Genomic DNA, 16,390 nt, shown 5'->3' on the forward strand with positions numbered 1-16,390 from the left:
GCGTCGTCAGGCCACGGCGTACCGGCGGGACCGCAGGTAGAAGGCGGCGAGCGTCACGGCGAGAGCGGTTGCCGGCACGGCGAGGACCGAGCCGACGAGCAGGAGCAGTCCCGCTCCGATGTTCGCGAATCCTCCCGCCGCAGCATCCTGGAGGGTCGTCACGGCGCCGAGGAAAATCGTCGCCCCCACGACCAGGTATCCCACCGTCGCGAAGGCGGAGACGACGGTGCTCAACCGGTGCAGCCACACGCCGACGATGCCGGTGACGATGGCGGTGCCGGCGGCGCCGGCGACCACGACGAGCTCGGCGAAGGTGCCGTCCGCTGTCAGCAGGTAGGTCGCGAGTGCCGTGGCTCCGATGGTCAGTGCGAGACCCGATGCGGCCATCAGAGCGGTCGCGAGTGTGATCCGGCTTGTGTTCGTCATGGTGGAGTCCGTTCCCCGAGCGGTTCCTGCGCGACACGGCCGTCGTGGCGTGGTGTCACCTTAGCCCGCGGCATCCGCCACGCGGAAGCGGTGCTCAGGGCGGCCCGTCGTGCCGTATCGCAGGCTGATCTCCACGAGCCCGCGCGAAGCGAGCGCGGTGAGGTGGCGCTGGGCCGTCGCGCGTGAGATGCCGCTGCGCTCGGCGACTTCGCTCGCCGATGCCTCGCCGTCGGCGAGCGCGCCGAGGATGGTCCGCTCCGTCGCCGACCGCGACACCGACGCCTGGTCGGGGGCGCCGCGCATCGCCGTCGCCGCGCGGTCGATCTGGTCCTGCGTGAGCGGGGCGGCGTCGGAGAGCAGGTTGCGGTAGCGCGCGTACCGGTCGAGGCGATCGGCCAGCGTCCGCGCGTCGAACGGCTTCACGAGGTAGGTGAGGGCGCCGGCGCGGAAGGCGCGCCGCACCGTCCGCGCGTCCGTCGCCGCACTCAGCACGAACGCGTCGACGCCGCACGAGCGCACCACCTCGATGCCGTCCCCGTCGGGCAGGTACACGTCGGCGAGGATCAGGTCGGGGGTGTCGGCCCGCACGGCCGCCAGCGCCTCGGCCGCGGTGCGGACCGGCTCGAGCGCGGTGAATCCGCGCACCCCCGTCACGATGTCGCGGTGCACGCCGGCGACGCGGAAGTCGTCGTCGATGATCAGCACACGGATGTCACTCATCGTCGCTCTCCTCGATCTCACCCGGTCCCGCCGGACCCATCACCGCGGGCAGACGAGCCCCGAAGACGGCGCCGCCGTCGCGGCCGCCTGCGTCGATGATCCAGACCTCGCCCCCGCGTCGCCTCGCGAGCTCACGGGACAGCGGCAGCCCGATGCCATGGCCGTGCACCGCCGTCTCGGTCTCCGACACCGTGCGCGCGGCGAACACGTCGCCGGGCTCCGTCACGCCGCCTCCCGAATCCGCCACCGTCAGGACGAGCTCGCCCCCGTCGAGCTCGTCGAGGAGGGTCACCTCTACCCAGGCGTCCGCCGACGAGGATGCCGCGGCCGTCACCGCGTTCCCCACGAGGTTCCCGATCACGGCGAGGGCGTCCTCCACCTCGCGCAGCGTGCTGCGCAGCAGGGTGTCGGGCCCGACGCGCAACTCGACGCCGCGTTCGCGGGCGCTCTCGGCCATCGCGCCGAGGAACGACTGCAGGACCGGGTCAGTCACGGCATCCAGCCCGGCCACCCGCAGGTCGACGGCGCCGCGACCCGAGACCTCGCGCAGGAAGTCGCGGGCCTCCTCGCCGCGGCCCGCGTCCAGCAGACCGGATGCCGCGTGCAGGCGGTTCGCGAACTCGTGGCGCTGCGCGCGCAGCGCGTCGGTCAGGGTGCGGACGCCGTCAAGACGCTCGGTGAGGGCGAGCAGATCGGTCCGGTCGCGGAGGATCGCCGCGGTGCCGAGTGCGCGGGAACCGCGACGCACCGGGCGGACGTCGACATAGACGATGCGGTCGCCGACCGCGAGTCCCGACGGCGCGCCCCCCGTGAGCGCATCGCACACCGACGGGTCGACCGGGACGTCGCGAAGGGCGGTCCCAGGCGCGGCGGCGACGCCCAGCATCCGCGTCGTCGCCTCGCTCCACACGCGCACGGTGCCGTCCGGGTCCACCGCGACGACACCCTCGTCCGCGCTCTCGAACACGGCGGTCTGGGTCTGCACGAGCGCCGCGAGCTCTTCGGGCTGCAGCCCCAGCGTCACGCGCTCGAGCCGCCGGCGCATCAGCAGCGCCGCGACCGCGCCGAGGGCGAGGGCCAGCACGACCGCGACGGCGATGCCGGTGAGGAGGGCGGGCAGATCGCGGAACACGCTGGCTCGCTCGAATCCGACGCTCACCTCTCCGACCGGCCGGTCGCCGTCGCCGGGCGCGTACACCGGCACCTTGGCGCGTGCGGATTCGCCGAGCGTGCCGGACTCCCACGTCACGACCTCGCGCCCGGCGAGGGCGTCGTCGAAGCTCGTGCTCACGACGTCACCGAGCCGGTCCGGGTCGGGGTGGGCGAGACGGATGCCGTGATCGTCGGTGATCACGACGAACAGCACGTCCGTACGGTCCGAGACGGCGGTGGCGTACCCCTGCAGAGGGCCGCCGCGAAGCTTCGCGGCATCCGGCGTGCCGGGGTCGGCGGAGTATTCCGCGACCAGCTCGCGGACGTCGGGGGTCGCCGCGACGCTCCGGGCGATGTTCAGCGCCGAGGACTCCGCTTCGGCGCGCAGCTGCTGCACCCCGAGGAAGAGGAAGACGCCGGCGCACGCCGCCACGACGCACACCTGCGTGACGAGCTGGAGGACCAGCATCCTGCTCCCGAACCGCACCCGACCACCTCCTGCGCACAATGAGCGAAAGCCACGTTACGCGCACAACGCAGGGGAATGAGCCTTAGCGCGCGCCCTGGTGCACGGCATCCCTACGATCGCGGGACCAGGCACCGAAACCGCCGGAGCCGCTTCACGACGAAGGAGTCGCGATGAGCATCGTGCATACCGAGGCAGTCGAGTACCCCGTGGCGTTCACCCCACCGGACACGATCCTCGTCATCCTCGGGTTCGTGATGGTGCTGACCTTCATGGCGCTGATCATGACCCGGCGCCTCACCCCCATGGTCGCGCTCATCACCGTGCCGACGATCTTCGGCCTCTTCGCCGGCGCGGGTCTCGGCCTCGGCGACATGGTCATCGACGCGATCGGCGACCTCGCCCCCACTGCGGCGCTCCTCATGTTCGCGATCATGTACTTCGGCATCATGATCGACGTCGGGTTGTTCGACCCGCTCATCCGCCTCATCACCCGCCTGCTGGGCGACGACCCCGCCAAGGTCGTGCTCGGCACGGCGATCCTCGCCGGTGCGGTCTCGCTCGACGGCGACGGCTCGACCACCTTCATCATCACGACGTCGGCGATGCTGCCCATCTACCTGCGGCTCGGGATGAGCCCCGTCGTCCTGACCTGTGTCGCGGGCCTCATGAACGGCACGCTGAACATCGTCCCGTGGGGCGGCCCCACGGTGCGCGCTGCCTCGGCCCTCGGCCTGCAGCCGACCGACATCTTCGTCCCCATGCTGCCCTCGCTGGCCACCGGCCTCGTGATCTCCCTGCTGTTCGCCTGGTTCCTGGGGCTCTCCGAGCGTCGCCGCCTGGCCGGATCGGTCGACACGTCGCGTCTCGAAGCCACGGCCGGCGACGGACGCCTCGGCGCTCCCCGCCTGTTCCGCGGCGCCGAGAACAAGCCCGGCGCGCTCGCGCACCTGCGCACCGGCAACATCGTCACCGTTCGCGGCGCCCGCAACGCGGTCGACGCCGCGAAGCTCGTCGACACGGCCGACACCGCGATGGCCGATACCCTGCTCGACCCGAACCGTGCCTCGCTCCGGCCGAAGCTCATCTGGTTCAACCTCGTGCTGACCCTCGCCGTCATGGTGATGCTCGTGCTCGACATCTACCCGCTGGCCTACGTGTTCATGGTCGGTGCGGCCATCGCACTGATCGTGAACTTCCCCCGGCTCAAGACGCAGGCCGATGAGATCGTCGCCCACGCCCCCAGCATCGTCGGCGTCGTCTCGATGGTCCTCGCCGCCGGCGTCCTGGTCGGCGTGCTGAACGGCACCGGCATGGTGTCGGCGATGGCCAGCTGGGTGACCGAGGTGATCCCGCCGTCGCTCGGACCGTTCATGGCCGTGATCACCGGCATCCTGTCGATCCCGTTCACGTTCTTCATGTCGAACGACGCCTTCTACTTCGGCATCCTGCCGATCCTCGCCGAGAGCGCGACGACCTACGGCATCGAACCCGTCGAGATGGCGCGCGCCTCGATCACCGGCCAGCCCGTGCACCTGCAGAGCCCGCTCGTGCCCGCGATCCTGCTGCTCGTCTCGCTCGCAGGCGTCAACCTCGGCGACCACCACAAGAAGGTCCTGTGGCGCGCTGTGATCGTCTCGCTCGTCATGCTCGCCGTGGGCGTGCTCGTGGGGTCCATCCCGCTGATGGCCTGAGTCCTGGCGCGGGTCAGGCGAACACGCGAGAGGGGCGCATCAGTAGTCCGCTCCGAAGCGGATGCTGCTGGTGACGCCGTGCGGGCCTGCCGCGTCGGCGGCGGCCTCACCGCCGAACAGCACGCGGGAGATTCCCCGGGTGTCGTCGATCATGGCGTCGAGCGCGGTGGCCAGGTCGCCGTCCGTGACGTCTCGGTCGTCGGACACCGCCCGGAGCACCGCGCGTCGGATCACCTCCTTCGCGAAGGATGCGGTGACGCCTTCGGCGCGCTCGGCGGCGCGCTCCAGCGCCTCGGCGGAGAACGGCAGGTCGCTCCCGTACACCTGGAACAGTCGCTGACGGGCGGACAGTTCGGGCAGCGGGATCTCGAGCGCGAGGTCGACCCGGCCGGGGCGTGCGGCGAGGGCCGGCTCGAGGATCTCGGCGCGGTTCGTCGTCAGGACGAAGGCGACGTCGGCATCGCCGTCCAGACCGTCGAGAGCGTCGAGCACCTCGAACAGCAGCGGCTGCAGTCCGAAGTCGCCCCGATCGGCGGCCACGAGGTCGACGTCTTCGAGGACGACCAGAGCGGGGCTCATCGCACGTGCGAGTGAGGCGGCCTCGCCGATCAGCCCGAGTGCGGCGCCCTGCAGCAACACGACCGTCGTTCCGGGCGTCTCGTGGATGAGGTGGCGGATGGTCAGGGTCTTGCCGGTTCCGGGAGGGCCGTACAGCAGCACGCCCCGCTTGAGGTGCTGGCCGCGGGCACGCAGCTCGTCGGCGCGATCCCCGATCTCGACGACGTGAGCGCGGATGCGGTCGAGCAGGCCCTCGGGCAGGATCACCTGATCGGCGGTGATCGTCGGCCGCTCGAGGAACGTCATGCCCCCGACGCCGCTCGCCCCGTACTCGCTCCGCGCGAAGCTCACGACGTTGCCGCGGACGACGCTGAGCTCGTTCATGAGCCGACGGATCTCGGCCAGAAGCCTGGGCGCGACCTCCGGCGTCGCGGTGATGACGTCGAGTGTCGCCTCGCTGCGGCCGGCCCGCGGGTCGGCAGCCCGTTGCAGCGCCGCGACCGGCACTCCCTCGAAGCGGAAGAGGTGCACTGCAGTCGACTTCGTCTGCCGAGTCGTCGTCGGACCGGTGGCGACGGTCACGTACTCGACCGGGCCCGGCTGGATGCGCGCGTAGGGCGATGCGAGGAGGCCGGCGAACTCCTCGTGCTGCAGGTGCTGCCCACCGCGGATGCCGACGACCTCGGCATCCGTTCCGCCGATCGCATCGACCGCGAGATCCAGGTCGACGAGACGATGCGGCGGGACCGCTTCCGTGACCATCGGCAGTTGGGCCGGGTCAGCGCTCAGGTGGTCGCGCACCCGCTCGCCGAGGGGGGTCAGCGGGGCGGTCTCGACCTCCGGCATCCGATTCACGCGCTGGATGAGGCGGTGGAAGTCGCGGAGGAAGTCGTCGTCACGGGAGTCCATGCCCGCACTATAGGGGAGTGGGGTGACACGAGAGACCGGGCACCGGAGGCCGAACCCGGCCGTGCAGCGGAGATCGGCGTTCGAGCGGGCTCGTCACCCCAGAGCCGTCCGCGGAAAGGCAGATCTCCGCGGAAGCGCCGCCTGCCGCAGGACTGACGCCACCGCTCAGACCGCGGCGGTCATCCACTCCGAGCGGCGCACACGCCAGCCCAGGGTGCCGAGGCGCGCGAGCATGTAGACGCCGAAGAAGCACGCCGCCAGCCAGGCGAGGCCGCCCGATCCGCCCGGGTGCAGGGCGATCACGATCGCGAGGGCGGGCAGGTACGGCAGGAGGTTGAGGCCGCCGGCGATCGCGAGGTACTTGGCGTCGCCGGCGCCCATGAGCACGCCGTCGAGGACGAACACCACTCCGCACACGGGCTGTGCGATCGCCAGCACGAGAAGGGCGGGCACGATGAGGGCCGCGAGTTCGGGATCGCCCGTGAAGGCGAGCCCGATCACGCCGGACAGTGCCACGATGATCACCCCGACGATCACCCCGAACCACGCGCCCCACGCGACCGTCCGGCCGAGGACGCGCCGGACGAACGGTTCGTCACCGGCTCCGAGCCCGCGCCCGATCAGGGCCTGCGCCGCGATCGCGAGCGCGTCGAGCGCGAAGGCCGCCGTCGAGAAGATCGTGAAGGCGACCTGCCACCCGGCGAGCTCGGCGGTGCCGAGCCCCGTCGCGACCGCGACCGTCGCGAGCAGGGCGACGCGCAGCGACACGGTCCGCAGGAACAGCCACCCACCCGACCGCGCCGATCCGCGCACTCCATCGCGCTGAGGCAGGACGGATGCCGCGTGCCGCCGCGCGAGCCGGCCGATGACGACGACGTAGGCGGCGACCATGCCCCACTGCGCCGCGACGGTGCCGGCGGCGGAGCCCGAGATGCCCCATCCGAACCCGTAGATGAAGAGCCAGTTCAGCAGGGCGTTGGCGCCGAAGCCGAGCCCGGCGATCCAGAGCGGGGTGACGGTGTCCTGCATCCCGCGCAGCAGGCCGGTCGCGGCGAAGACGATGAGCATCGCCGGCAGTCCCCACATCGACAAGCCGAGGTAGGCGATCGCCTGGTCGGTCACATCGGGACCGGCGTCGAAGAGCCCCACGAGCCACGGCGTCGCGAGCGACCCGACGAGGGCGAGCAGTGCGCCGAGCCCGAGCGCGAGCCACAGGCCGTCGATGCCGACGCTCACGGCGCTCTTGCGGTCGCCGGCTCCGAAGCGACGAGCGACGGCGGGCGTCGTCGAATAGGCGAGGAAGACCATCAGCCCGACGATCGTCTGCAGGATGGCTCCGGCGATGCCGAGACCCGCGAGCGGAACGACGCCGAGGTGGCCGATCAGGGCGGCATCCACGATCAGGAACATCGGCTCGGCGACCAGCGCGCCGAGCGCGGGCACGGCGAGGCGCAGGATCTCGCGGTTCAAGGTCGGCGCAGGCATGATTTTCAGCCTAGGGGTGACGAGTGGCTCAGCCCGCCCGGCGGTCAGCGAGCACCGGGCTCGTATCGCCGGGGCTCGTGCGTGCGGGCGACGAGGTCCCGCAGGGCTTCGAGCGAGCCCGAGACGAGACCCGCGGCCCGCGCCTGCACGAGGATGTTGCCGAGCGCGGTCGCCTCGACCGGGCCCGCGAGCACCGGGACGCCCGCCCGATCGGCGGTGCGCCGGCACAGCAGCTCATTGAGCGACCCGCCGCCGACGATGTGGATGACGCGCACGTCGACCCCGCCGACCCGGCCGGCCTCGTGCGCGGCGTCGGCGAAGGCCTGCGCCAGCGATTCGATGATGCTCCGGGCGATCTCGGCCCGGCTCTGCGGGGCGGCGACGCCGTGCTCCTCGCACCACGCCGCGATGCGCGCCGGCATGTCGCCCGGGGGCAGGAACCGCGCGTCGTCGACGTCGAACACGGCGACCGGGCCGGGCACATCGGCCGCGGCAGCCAGCAGTTCGGCGAGCTCGATCTCGTGCCCCTCGCGCTGCCAGCCGCGGACGGTCTCGCTGAGGATCCAGAGACCCATGACGTTGCGGAGCAGTCGGGTGCGTCCGTCGACGCCGCCCTCGTTCGTGAACTTCGCCTCGCGGGCCGCGTCGGTCAGCACCGGGCGGTCGACCTCGACGCCCACGAGTCCCCACGTGCCGCACGAGATGTAGGCGGCATCGCCCGACGCCATCGGTACGGCGACGACGGCGGATGCCGTGTCGTGCGACCCGACGGCGGTCACCGCGGTCCGCGGGGCGCCGAGCCTCGCGGCGACCTCGGCGGTGAGGGATCCGAGTGTCTCGCCGGGGGAGATGAGCGGGGTCAGCAGGTGCTGGGGGATGCCGAGGGCGGCCGCCAGGTCGGCATCCCATTCCCCCGTGTCGGCGCGCAGGAGACCGGTCGTCGACGCGTTCGTCCGTTCGGTGCGCGCCTGGCCGGTGAGCCAATACCCGATGAGGTCGGGGATGAGCAGGGCGTGCTCGGCGAGGCGCAGCACGGAACGGTCCTCGGCGGCGAACTGGTAGAGCGTGTTGAACGGCAGGAACTGCAGGCCGTTGCGGGCGAACAGCGCCTCGTGCGGGTGAGAGGCGTGCACCGCCTCGACGCCGCGCGTCGTGCGCTCGTCGCGGTAGTGGAACGGCTCGCCGAGCAGGCGCGAGCGCGCGATGAGGCCGTAGTCGACGGCCCAGGAGTCCACGCCGATGCTCGCGACGTCGTCGCGCAGCGCCTCGCGGAGTCCGTCGAGTACCGAGCCGTAGAGGCCCAGGATGTTCCAGTGCAGGCCGTCCGAGATCCGCACGGGGTCGTTCGCGAACCGCGCGACCGTCGTCGTCTCGAGCGTGTCGGAGCCGACGTTGCCGACGATCACCCGACCGCTCGTCGCGCCCAGGTCGACGGCGACGACGGTGCCCCCCGCGATGCTCACGGGGTGAGGGCCGCCAGGCGCGCGGCGAAGCGGGCCAGCGTGAGGGATGCGGCATCCCCCTCGTCGGGACGGTTGAGGTGGCCGTGGTCGGTGCCGGGCTCGATCACGTGCTCGACGTCGCGGCCGGCTTCGGTGAGGGTCCGCGCGAAGTGCTCGCTCGATACGCGGAGCTCGTCGACGTCGCCGGCGACGATGAGCGTCGACGGGAATTCGGCGAGGTCCTCGTGAGTTGCGAGCCCCGGAATGGCCGCCAGCGGCGCGTCGACGACCGATCCGCCGAGATAGTTCTCGTACATGCCGCGAACGGCATCCGGCCCGAACCGGTCGGCCGCGGGTCGGGCGTCGAGCGCGGCGCGGAGCTCGCCCTCGGGTGCGGGCTGCTCGGCCAGCAGCGTCGGGTAGGCGAGCAGGACGAGCGCGGGCAGGTGTCGATCGTTCTGGATGAGGCGGAGGACTGCACCGGTCGCGATGTTCGCGCCGGCGCTCGCGCCGCCGATCGCGAGCCGCGCCGGATCCACTCCGAGCGTCGCGCCCTCGGTCAGCAGCCAGTCCCAGGCCGCAAGGGTGTCGTCGGATGCCGCGGGGAACCCCGCGCGCTCGCGCCCGGGTTCGGTCGCGGGAGCCTCCCACCCGTCGGGCAGCGGCGCCAGGCGGTAGTCGACGGAGACGACCGTGGTCCCGGCATCCGCCAACGTCCGTGCGACGTGGTCGGCCTCGGCCATGTCGATGTCGCCGGCGGCGAACCCGCCGCCGTGCAGCCACACCAGTCCCGGGGTCGGGCGCTCGAGGACGCGGGCGGGGTAGACGCGGACGAGGCCGCCGGCAGCGCCGTAGGGGGTGGGGATGTCGCTCATCGGTCGATCATGCACCCCAGCCGGCTTGCGTGCCGCCGACGCGCTCGTCGGCGATCTTCTGCAGGTGACCGGATGCCGCGAACGCGGCCATCGGGTCGGCGGGAAGCCCGCGGGACTCGCGCCACTCGGCGAGGGCGGGGCGGACGTCGGTGTAGAAGGCGTCCATGAGGATGCCGTTGGCGCCGAGCACGTCGTTGGCCTGCTGTGCGGCATCCAGGGCGTCGCGGTCGATGAGCAGGGCGCGCGCCGTCATCTCCTGCACGTTGAGCACCGAGCGGATCTGGCCGGGGATCTTGTCCTCGATGTTGTGGCACTGGTCGAGCATGAAGGCGACGTCGGGGTTGTTGAGCCCACCGCCGCGGACGACCTCGGTGAGGATGCGGAACAGCTGGAACGGGTCGGCCGAGCCCACGATCAGGTCGTCGTCGGCGTAGAAGCGCGAGTTGAAGTCGAAGGACCCGAGCTTTCCAAGACGGAGGAGCTGCATGACGATGAACTCGATGTTGGTGCCGGGGGCGTGGTGGCCGGTGTCGAGGCAGACCATCGCCTTGTCGCCGAGGGCGGCGACCTGGGCGTAGGACGTGCCCCAGTCGGGAACGTCGGTGTGGTAGAACGCCGGCTCGAAGAACTTGTACTCGAGGACGAGACGCTGCGCGTCGCCGAGGCGGGCGTAGATCTGCTGCAGCGAGTCCTGCAGGCGGTCCTGGCGTCCGCGCATGTCGTTCTGGCCGGGGTAGTTCGATCCCTCGGCGAGCCAGATCTTGAGGTCGCGCGACCCCGTCTCGTGCATGATGTCGATGCACTCGAGGTGGTGGTCGATCGCCTTGCGGCGGATCGCCTCGTCGTGATGGGTGAGTGCGCCGAACTTGTAGTCCTCGTCCTGGAACGTGTTCGAGTTGACGGTGCCCAGCTGCACGCCGAGGTCTTCGGCATGGCGGCGGAGGGCGGCGTAGTCGTCGACCTTGTCCCACGGGATGTGCAGCGCGACGGTCGGAGCCAGCGCGGTGTAGCGGTTGACCTCGGCGGCGTCCGCGATCTTCTCGAACGGATCGCGCGGCGTGCCGGCCGTCGCGAAGACGCGGAACCGGGTGCCGGAGTTGCCGAACGCCCAGCTGGGCAGTTCGATGGCCTGCCCCTCGAGCTGGGTGAGGATGTCGTGTGACAGCGTCGTCATGAGGGGTCGCTTTCTGAGGGGGCGTCGGCGGTGGCCGCCAACTGGTCGTGCAGGTTGAAGACTTCGGCGAGTGGGGTCGCCGCCTGGTCGGGGCGGCCCTCGAGGCCGACGAAGTAGCGGGCCATCTCGGCCTCCCAGCGTGCGGCGACGGGGGAGGCGGCGAGGTAGGCCTGCGCCGCGGTGTCGTCGTCGACCTCGTAGTAGCCGAACAGGCGCCCGCCGTCGCCGAGGAACAGGGAGTAGTTGCGACGACCGGATGCCTCGATCTCGGCGAGCATTTCGGGCCAGACGGGCGTGTGGCGCGCGACGTATTCGTCGACCAGGGCAGGGTCGATCTGCAGCTGGAAGGCGACGCGGATCATGTCACTCCTTCGTGAGGCCGGTGCATCGTCGGGCAAGCGTTTCATGAAACGATTCAAGATTCAGAACAGTAACGTGGGTCCGAAGCATCCGTCAAGGCAGGTCATGTGGCAGTCAGTGTGAAGGACGTCGCTCGCGCGGCAGGAGTGTCGGTGGGGACCGTGTCGAACGTCCTCAACCGGCCGGCGAAGGTATCCCCGGCGACCGTGGAACGCGTGCACGCGGCCATCTCCGCGCTCGGGTTCGTCCGTAACGACGCCGCGCGCCAACTGCGCGCCGGACGCAGTCGCACCGTCGGGCTCGTCGTCCTCGATACGGCCAACCCGTTCTTCGCCGAAGTCGCCCGCGGCGCCGAAGAGCGCGCCGCCGCGCACGGCGTGACGATCCTCCTCGGCAGCAGCGGGCAGGATGCCGCCCGCGAGAACGCCTACCTCGACCTGTTCCGCGAGCAGCGCGTCAACGGCGTGCTCCTCACCCCGTTGGCCCTCGACGACGCACGCGCCGAGACGCTCGAGACCGCCGGCGTCCCGATCGTCCTCCTGGACGCCGAAGCGGACGGCGACCTGCCCTCCGTGGCCGTCGACGACGTCGAGGGCGGATACCTCGCCGTCCAGCACCTGTTGCAGCAGGGGCGTCGCCGCATCCTGTTCGCCGGGGGACCGGCATCCGTCCGCCAGGTGGCGGACCGCCTCGAGGGGGCGCGGCGCGCGCTCGCCGAGGTGCCCGAGGCGTCGCTCGAGGTCGCCGGGACCGACGAGCTCACGGTGCTCGCGGGGCGGCTCGTCGGCGAGCAGCTCGCCCGACGCGACGCGGCCGAGCGGCCCGACGGCGTGTTCTGCGCGAACGACCTGCTGGCCGTCGGGGTGCTGCAGGGTGCCGGCATCCTCGGTTCGCTGCGCGTCCCCGAGGACCTCGCCCTCATCGGCTATGACGACATCGATTTCGCGCAGTCGACGGTCGTTCCGCTCAGCTCGATCCGTCAGCCCGCGCGCGAGATCGGCGCCGCGGCCGTCGACGCGCTGTTCGCCCTGCTGGAGGATCCGGATGCCGAGCCGCAGCGCATCCGCTTCCGCCCCGAACTCGTCGTCCGGGCGTCGACCGGGGGCTGAGGCGCGGGCGGCCGGGCGTCAGCGCGCGGCTGAGCGCACCAGTGAGGTCAGAAGCGCTGCCGCGTACTCGCGGTTGTCGGCGGTGATGGCGGGCACCGCCGGGGCGCGATGGTCCGACGCGATGCGGAAGCCTTTGGCCTCGGCATCCCACGTGATCTCCGTGATGTCGGCGAGCGGCGTCCGGTGCACGTCCTCCATCAGATCGCGCGAGTAGAGCGCGGCGTCGGTGATCGCGATGCCGTAGACGCCGGCGAGTGTGGCGCTCGACAGCGAAGCGAGGGGGCGGTCGGATGCCGGGAGTTTCCACTTCGCGGAGAGCTTGGCGAGGTGCTTCGCGTCCTTGGGTCGCGAGGGAAGCGAGAAGTCGGTGGACAGCCTGCTGGCGAGCACCAGCTCTTCGACGGTGGCGGGCGCCTCGGCCGGCGGGTCGGTCACGGCGACCGTCCCGCGCACCGTGTCGACGACGGCGGCCAAATAGCGCGCGACCGCAGGACGGTCGTCGGGTGCCAGCACCCGCTCGGTCGGGGCGAGGTCGACCGGGGTGTCGCGCACGCGCAGGGCGGTCCCCTCGATCCGGATCTCGGACGTCCCCAGTGAGGCGAGGCTGAGGGGGATCGCGTCGAGGTCGTCGACGCCCTCGACGTAGAGGGAGCGATCGGTCACGAGCACACCGCGGGAGTGGCGCCGGCCGAGCAGATCGAAGGTGTGGAAGCCCCAGAAGAGGACCGGTAGATCTCCGTCCGAGACGGCTCCGCGCAGGTACATCTGCTCGACCGCCTTCCAGAACACGGCTTCGGCGTCGGCGTAGTCGGGGTGGTCGGTCTGGCCGGCGCGGAACACCAGCCGGCTGATCGCCTCGGGCGTCTCGACCGCCGACACCTCGGCGATCAGGCGGTCGAACAGCTCCCGCCTGCCGGGGCTGAGGGTCTGGAGGTACTCGGTGAGGTTGCTCGGCCCAGGCATGGCTCGTCCCGTCGTCGGTTCCGGATGTCGTGGCCATTGTGGCCGGTCCCGGGGTTTCGCGGGAAGGGGGGGCGCGAGCGCTCCCGTGCCCCCATTGACACGATTCAACGCCGCACATAGGCTCGGCGAACGACTGGGGAAAACGCATTCCATCACGAGTTCAAGGGTGAACAGCATGAGAAGACCCGTCCGCACATCCGTCGTCGCTGCGCTCGCCGCAGCGGCCCTCCTCATCCCGGCTCAGGCCGCGATGGCGCACCCCGGCCATGGGCCGGGAAAGCCGAAGCCCGGCACGTCGCCACAGCTCGAGAAGCTCGACCGCGGCCTCGTCGCTCTTCCGGGCGAGGACGGTGTCCACCTCACGTGGCGCCTGTTCAAGAGCGAGGCGACCGGCGCGTCGGCGACGGGCCTCACCGGCACCGACTTCGTCGTGAAGCGCGACGGCAAGCGCGTCGCGACCGTGACGGACTCGACAACCTACGTCGACCCGGACGGCACCGACCGTTCGACCTACACGGTCTCGCCGCTGCAGGGCAAGCGCGAGGGCAAGGCGTCCGAGAAAGCGACCGTGCAGGGGTCGCCGTTCCTCGACATCCCGCTCACGAAGCCGGCTGACGGCGTGACCCCCGCGGGTGAGGCGTACACGTATTCGGCGAACGACGTCTCGGTGGGCGACGTGGACGGCGACGGCGCGTACGAGTACGTCGTGAAGTGGGACCCGTCGAACTCGAAAGACGTCTCGCAGGTCGGCTACACGGGCCCGGTCTACATTGACACGTACGAGCTCGACGGCACGCTGCTGAACCGCATCGACCTCGGTGTGAACATCCGCGCCGGCGCGCACTACACGCAGTTCCTCGTCTACGACTTCGACGGCAACGGCAAGGCCGAGATCATGATGAAGACGGCGCCGGGCACGAAGAGCACGGAGTTCAAGAAGGGCAAGGCGAAGAAGGCCGAGTACGTCACGATGCCGAAGGCCGACCGCAAGGCCGGCTACTCGCACTCCGACGACTACCGGTTGAGCGCCGACGACTACGCCGCGCACCTCGCTGGCGTGTTCCAGGGCTGGTCGGATCGCCCCGAGGTCGTCTCGGGTCAGTGGCCCGCCACGATCGAAGAGGCGCTCGGCACCGAACCGACGCACGACTACCCGCTGTCCCGTGCTGACGCCGAGGAGCTCGTCGACTACTTCATCGACGTCTATGCCCCCTCGCGATCCGCCCGCAACGTGCTGCGGAACTTCGAGGGCTTCATCGTCGACGGCCCCGAGTACCTGACGGTGTTCGAGGGCAAGACCGGCAAGGAACTCGAGACGGTCCGCTACGAACCGGGTCGCGGTGACGACGGTCTGCTCTGGGGCGACTACGCGATGTCGCGCATCGAGCCGGGCAACCGCGTCGATCGCTTCCTGTCGGGCGTCGCCTACCTCGACGGGAAGCGTCCGTCGGCGGTATTCGCCCGCGGCTATTACACGCGCTCGACCGTCGCGACGTACGACTGGAACGGGAAGCACCTCACGAAGCGCTGGTTCGTCGACAGTGGTCACGTCCCGATGACGAACCCGTTCAACGACGGTCCGCACGGCCGCGACGGAACCGATCCCGAGTACGGCACGCTCACGACGCAGGGCTTCCACAGCTTGAGCGCCGCCGATGTCGACGGTGACGGCAAGCAGGAGATCGTCTACGGCTCCGCGACCCTCGACGACGACGGCAGCCTGCTCTACTCCTCGTTCGACACGATGCCCCCCGGCAGTGCGACGCCCGGCGAGAACGTGCGCCTCGGTCACGGTGACGCGATGCACGTCGGCGACTTCGACCCGGGCCGCCCCGGCAAGGAGATCTTCACCGTCCACGAGGGCGGCTCGTACGCCCCGTACGGGACGGCGATGCGGGATGCCGCAACGGGCGAGGTGCTCTTCGGCGCCTATTCGGGCAAGGACACCGGCCGCGGGATGGTCGGTGACGTCCGCCCGGACGTCCCGGGCATCGAGGCGTGGTCGAGCATGCCGGCGGGAACGGATGCCTCCGGCCTCCTCTCCGCGGACGGCGACGTCCTGCAGTCCACCAACCCCGGCACGAACATGTCGATCCGCTGGGCCGGCGACCTGACGACGCAGATCGTGAACGGCGCGCAGACCGTGACCCCGACGATCGACGACTGGACGCGCGGGACCCTGCTCACGGCATCCGGCACCCTCACCAACAACGGCACGAAGGGCAACCCGTCGCTGGTGGCGGACGTCCTCGGCGACTGGCGTGAGGAACTGCTCGTGCGGACGGCCGACTCGTCGGCGCTGCGCATGTACGTCTCGACCGAGCCGACCGAGCACAAGCTCTACACGCTCATGCACGACCCGCAGTATCGGGCCGAGATCGCGCGTCAGCAGACGACGTACAACCAGCCCGCGTACACGGACTTCTACCTCGCGTCCGACATGTCGTTCGCGAAGGTGCCGCTGCGCTGAGCGGTGACGTGAGAGGGGGCGGATGCCGGTGGCATCCGCCCCCTCTTCGTTGCCGGGCTGGCGTCAGTCGGTCTTGCGGCGACGCGGCCCGGCTGAGCGGGGCGGCGCAGCGCGCATGTGGTCGCGGATCCGCCCGAGGACGTCAGCGAGCATGCGGGCCTCGCCGTCGGCGAGTGGCGACAGGAAGTAGCCCCGGAGGATCTCCAGGTGTCCGGGGAAGACCTTCGCGAGCAGCGCGCGACCGGCATCCGTGATCGTCACGGTCACGCTGCGCTCATCGTCGACGGAGGGGGCGCGCGTGACGAGGCCGCGCGATTCCAGCAGCTGCGCCTGATAGGTCAGGCCGCTGCGGCTGTAGACGACGCCGTCGGCGAGGTCGGTCATGCGCGCGCTGCCATCGGGGGCATCGCCGAGCGTCGCGAGGACGTGGAACTGCACGTAGCTGAGGCCACCGGCATCCTTCAGCTGCTGTTCGACGGCGTGCCGCAGGAGGTTGCCCACCTCGGTCACGGCGAAGTACGCACCCAGGTCGGCATCGCTGATCTCGCTCATGGGTCGACACTATCAATGTTTCGAGTTCGAACTAC

At 70.9% G+C, this 16,390-nt stretch carries 14 protein-coding genes; 3 read left to right on the forward strand and 11 right to left on the reverse strand.

The features are described from left to right. Window positions 1-6: 6 nt before the first annotated feature. The 3 genes from BLR68_RS06980 to BLR68_RS06990 are packed head-to-tail and all read right to left on the reverse strand — an operon-like array spanning window position 7 to window position 2,767. A complete protein-coding gene (locus tag BLR68_RS06980) occupies window positions 7-426 on the reverse strand; it encodes a hypothetical protein (protein WP_018187552.1) in 420 nt (139 codons plus the stop codon). A gap of 60 nt (window positions 427-486) precedes the next feature. Continuing rightward, on the reverse strand, window positions 487-1,146 hold the full coding sequence (locus tag BLR68_RS06985; protein ID WP_018187551.1) for a response regulator: 660 nt from the start codon (window positions 1,144-1,146) through the stop codon (window positions 487-489). Then, entirely contained in the window at window positions 1,139-2,767 is a 1,629-nt protein-coding gene (locus tag BLR68_RS06990; protein WP_018187550.1) for a sensor histidine kinase, read from the reverse strand. Before BLR68_RS06990 ends, BLR68_RS06985 begins: the two co-directional genes overlap by 8 nt. A gap of 170 nt (window positions 2,768-2,937) precedes the next feature. On the opposite strand from BLR68_RS06990, the gene BLR68_RS06995 reads away from it, so the two are divergent. After that, window positions 2,938-4,458: a CitMHS family transporter gene (locus tag BLR68_RS06995; RefSeq protein WP_018187549.1), complete on the forward strand. Its 1,521-nt coding sequence runs from the start codon at window positions 2,938-2,940 to the stop codon at window positions 4,456-4,458. A gap of 39 nt (window positions 4,459-4,497) precedes the next feature. Here BLR68_RS06995 and BLR68_RS07000 read toward each other — a convergent pair whose 3' ends face one another. The 6 genes from BLR68_RS07000 to BLR68_RS07025 all read right to left on the reverse strand — a co-directional run bounded on the left by BLR68_RS07000 (window position 4,498) and on the right by BLR68_RS07025 (window position 11,263). After that, entirely contained in the window at window positions 4,498-5,925 is a 1,428-nt protein-coding gene (locus BLR68_RS07000) for an AAA family ATPase (RefSeq protein ID WP_018187548.1), read from the reverse strand. A gap of 165 nt (window positions 5,926-6,090) precedes the next feature. Next, window positions 6,091-7,410: an MATE family efflux transporter gene (locus BLR68_RS07005; protein ID WP_018187547.1), complete on the reverse strand. Its 1,320-nt coding sequence runs from the start codon at window positions 7,408-7,410 to the stop codon at window positions 6,091-6,093. Between the two features lie 44 nt (window positions 7,411-7,454). Further along, window positions 7,455-8,873: a rhamnulokinase gene (locus BLR68_RS07010; protein WP_018187546.1), complete on the reverse strand. Its 1,419-nt coding sequence runs from the start codon at window positions 8,871-8,873 to the stop codon at window positions 7,455-7,457. Further along, on the reverse strand, window positions 8,870-9,727 hold the full coding sequence (locus BLR68_RS07015) for an alpha/beta hydrolase (protein WP_018187545.1): 858 nt from the start codon (window positions 9,725-9,727) through the stop codon (window positions 8,870-8,872). The genes BLR68_RS07010 and BLR68_RS07015 overlap by 4 nt, the downstream gene beginning before the upstream one ends. A 7-nt stretch (window positions 9,728-9,734) precedes the next feature. Next, entirely contained in the window at window positions 9,735-10,901 is a 1,167-nt protein-coding gene (gene rhaI, locus BLR68_RS07020) for an L-rhamnose isomerase (protein WP_018187544.1), read from the reverse strand. Next, complete coding sequence (locus BLR68_RS07025; protein ID WP_018187543.1) at window positions 10,898-11,263, reverse strand: L-rhamnose mutarotase; 366 nt, start codon at window positions 11,261-11,263, stop codon at window positions 10,898-10,900. The genes rhaI and BLR68_RS07025 overlap by 4 nt, the downstream gene beginning before the upstream one ends. 105 nt (window positions 11,264-11,368) lie before the next feature. Between BLR68_RS07025 and BLR68_RS07030 the strand changes: the two genes are divergently transcribed. Then, window positions 11,369-12,370, forward strand: coding sequence for a LacI family DNA-binding transcriptional regulator (locus tag BLR68_RS07030; RefSeq protein ID WP_026302923.1), 1,002 nt, complete (start codon window positions 11,369-11,371; stop codon window positions 12,368-12,370). Window positions 12,371-12,388: 18 nt separating this feature from the next. On the opposite strand, the gene BLR68_RS07035 is transcribed toward BLR68_RS07030, so the two are convergent. Then, a complete protein-coding gene (locus BLR68_RS07035; protein WP_018187541.1) occupies window positions 12,389-13,333 on the reverse strand; it encodes a hypothetical protein in 945 nt (314 codons plus the stop codon). A gap of 175 nt (window positions 13,334-13,508) precedes the next feature. On the opposite strand from BLR68_RS07035, the gene BLR68_RS07040 reads away from it, so the two are divergent. Beyond that, a complete protein-coding gene (locus tag BLR68_RS07040) occupies window positions 13,509-15,803 on the forward strand; it encodes a rhamnogalacturonan lyase (protein ID WP_371129992.1) in 2,295 nt (764 codons plus the stop codon). Window positions 15,804-15,866: 63 nt separating this feature from the next. On the opposite strand, the gene BLR68_RS07045 is transcribed toward BLR68_RS07040, so the two are convergent. Continuing rightward, window positions 15,867-16,355 carry a MarR family winged helix-turn-helix transcriptional regulator gene (locus tag BLR68_RS07045; RefSeq protein ID WP_018187539.1) on the reverse strand — a complete coding sequence of 163 codons (489 nt, stop codon included), beginning with the start codon at window positions 16,353-16,355 and terminating at the stop codon, window positions 15,867-15,869. Between the last annotated feature and the right edge of the window lie 35 nt (window positions 16,356-16,390).

The sequence above is a fragment of the Microbacterium sp. 77mftsu3.1 genome (assembly GCF_900100525.1).
Lineage (GTDB): Bacteria > Actinomycetota > Actinomycetes > Actinomycetales > Microbacteriaceae > Microbacterium > Microbacterium aquilitoris.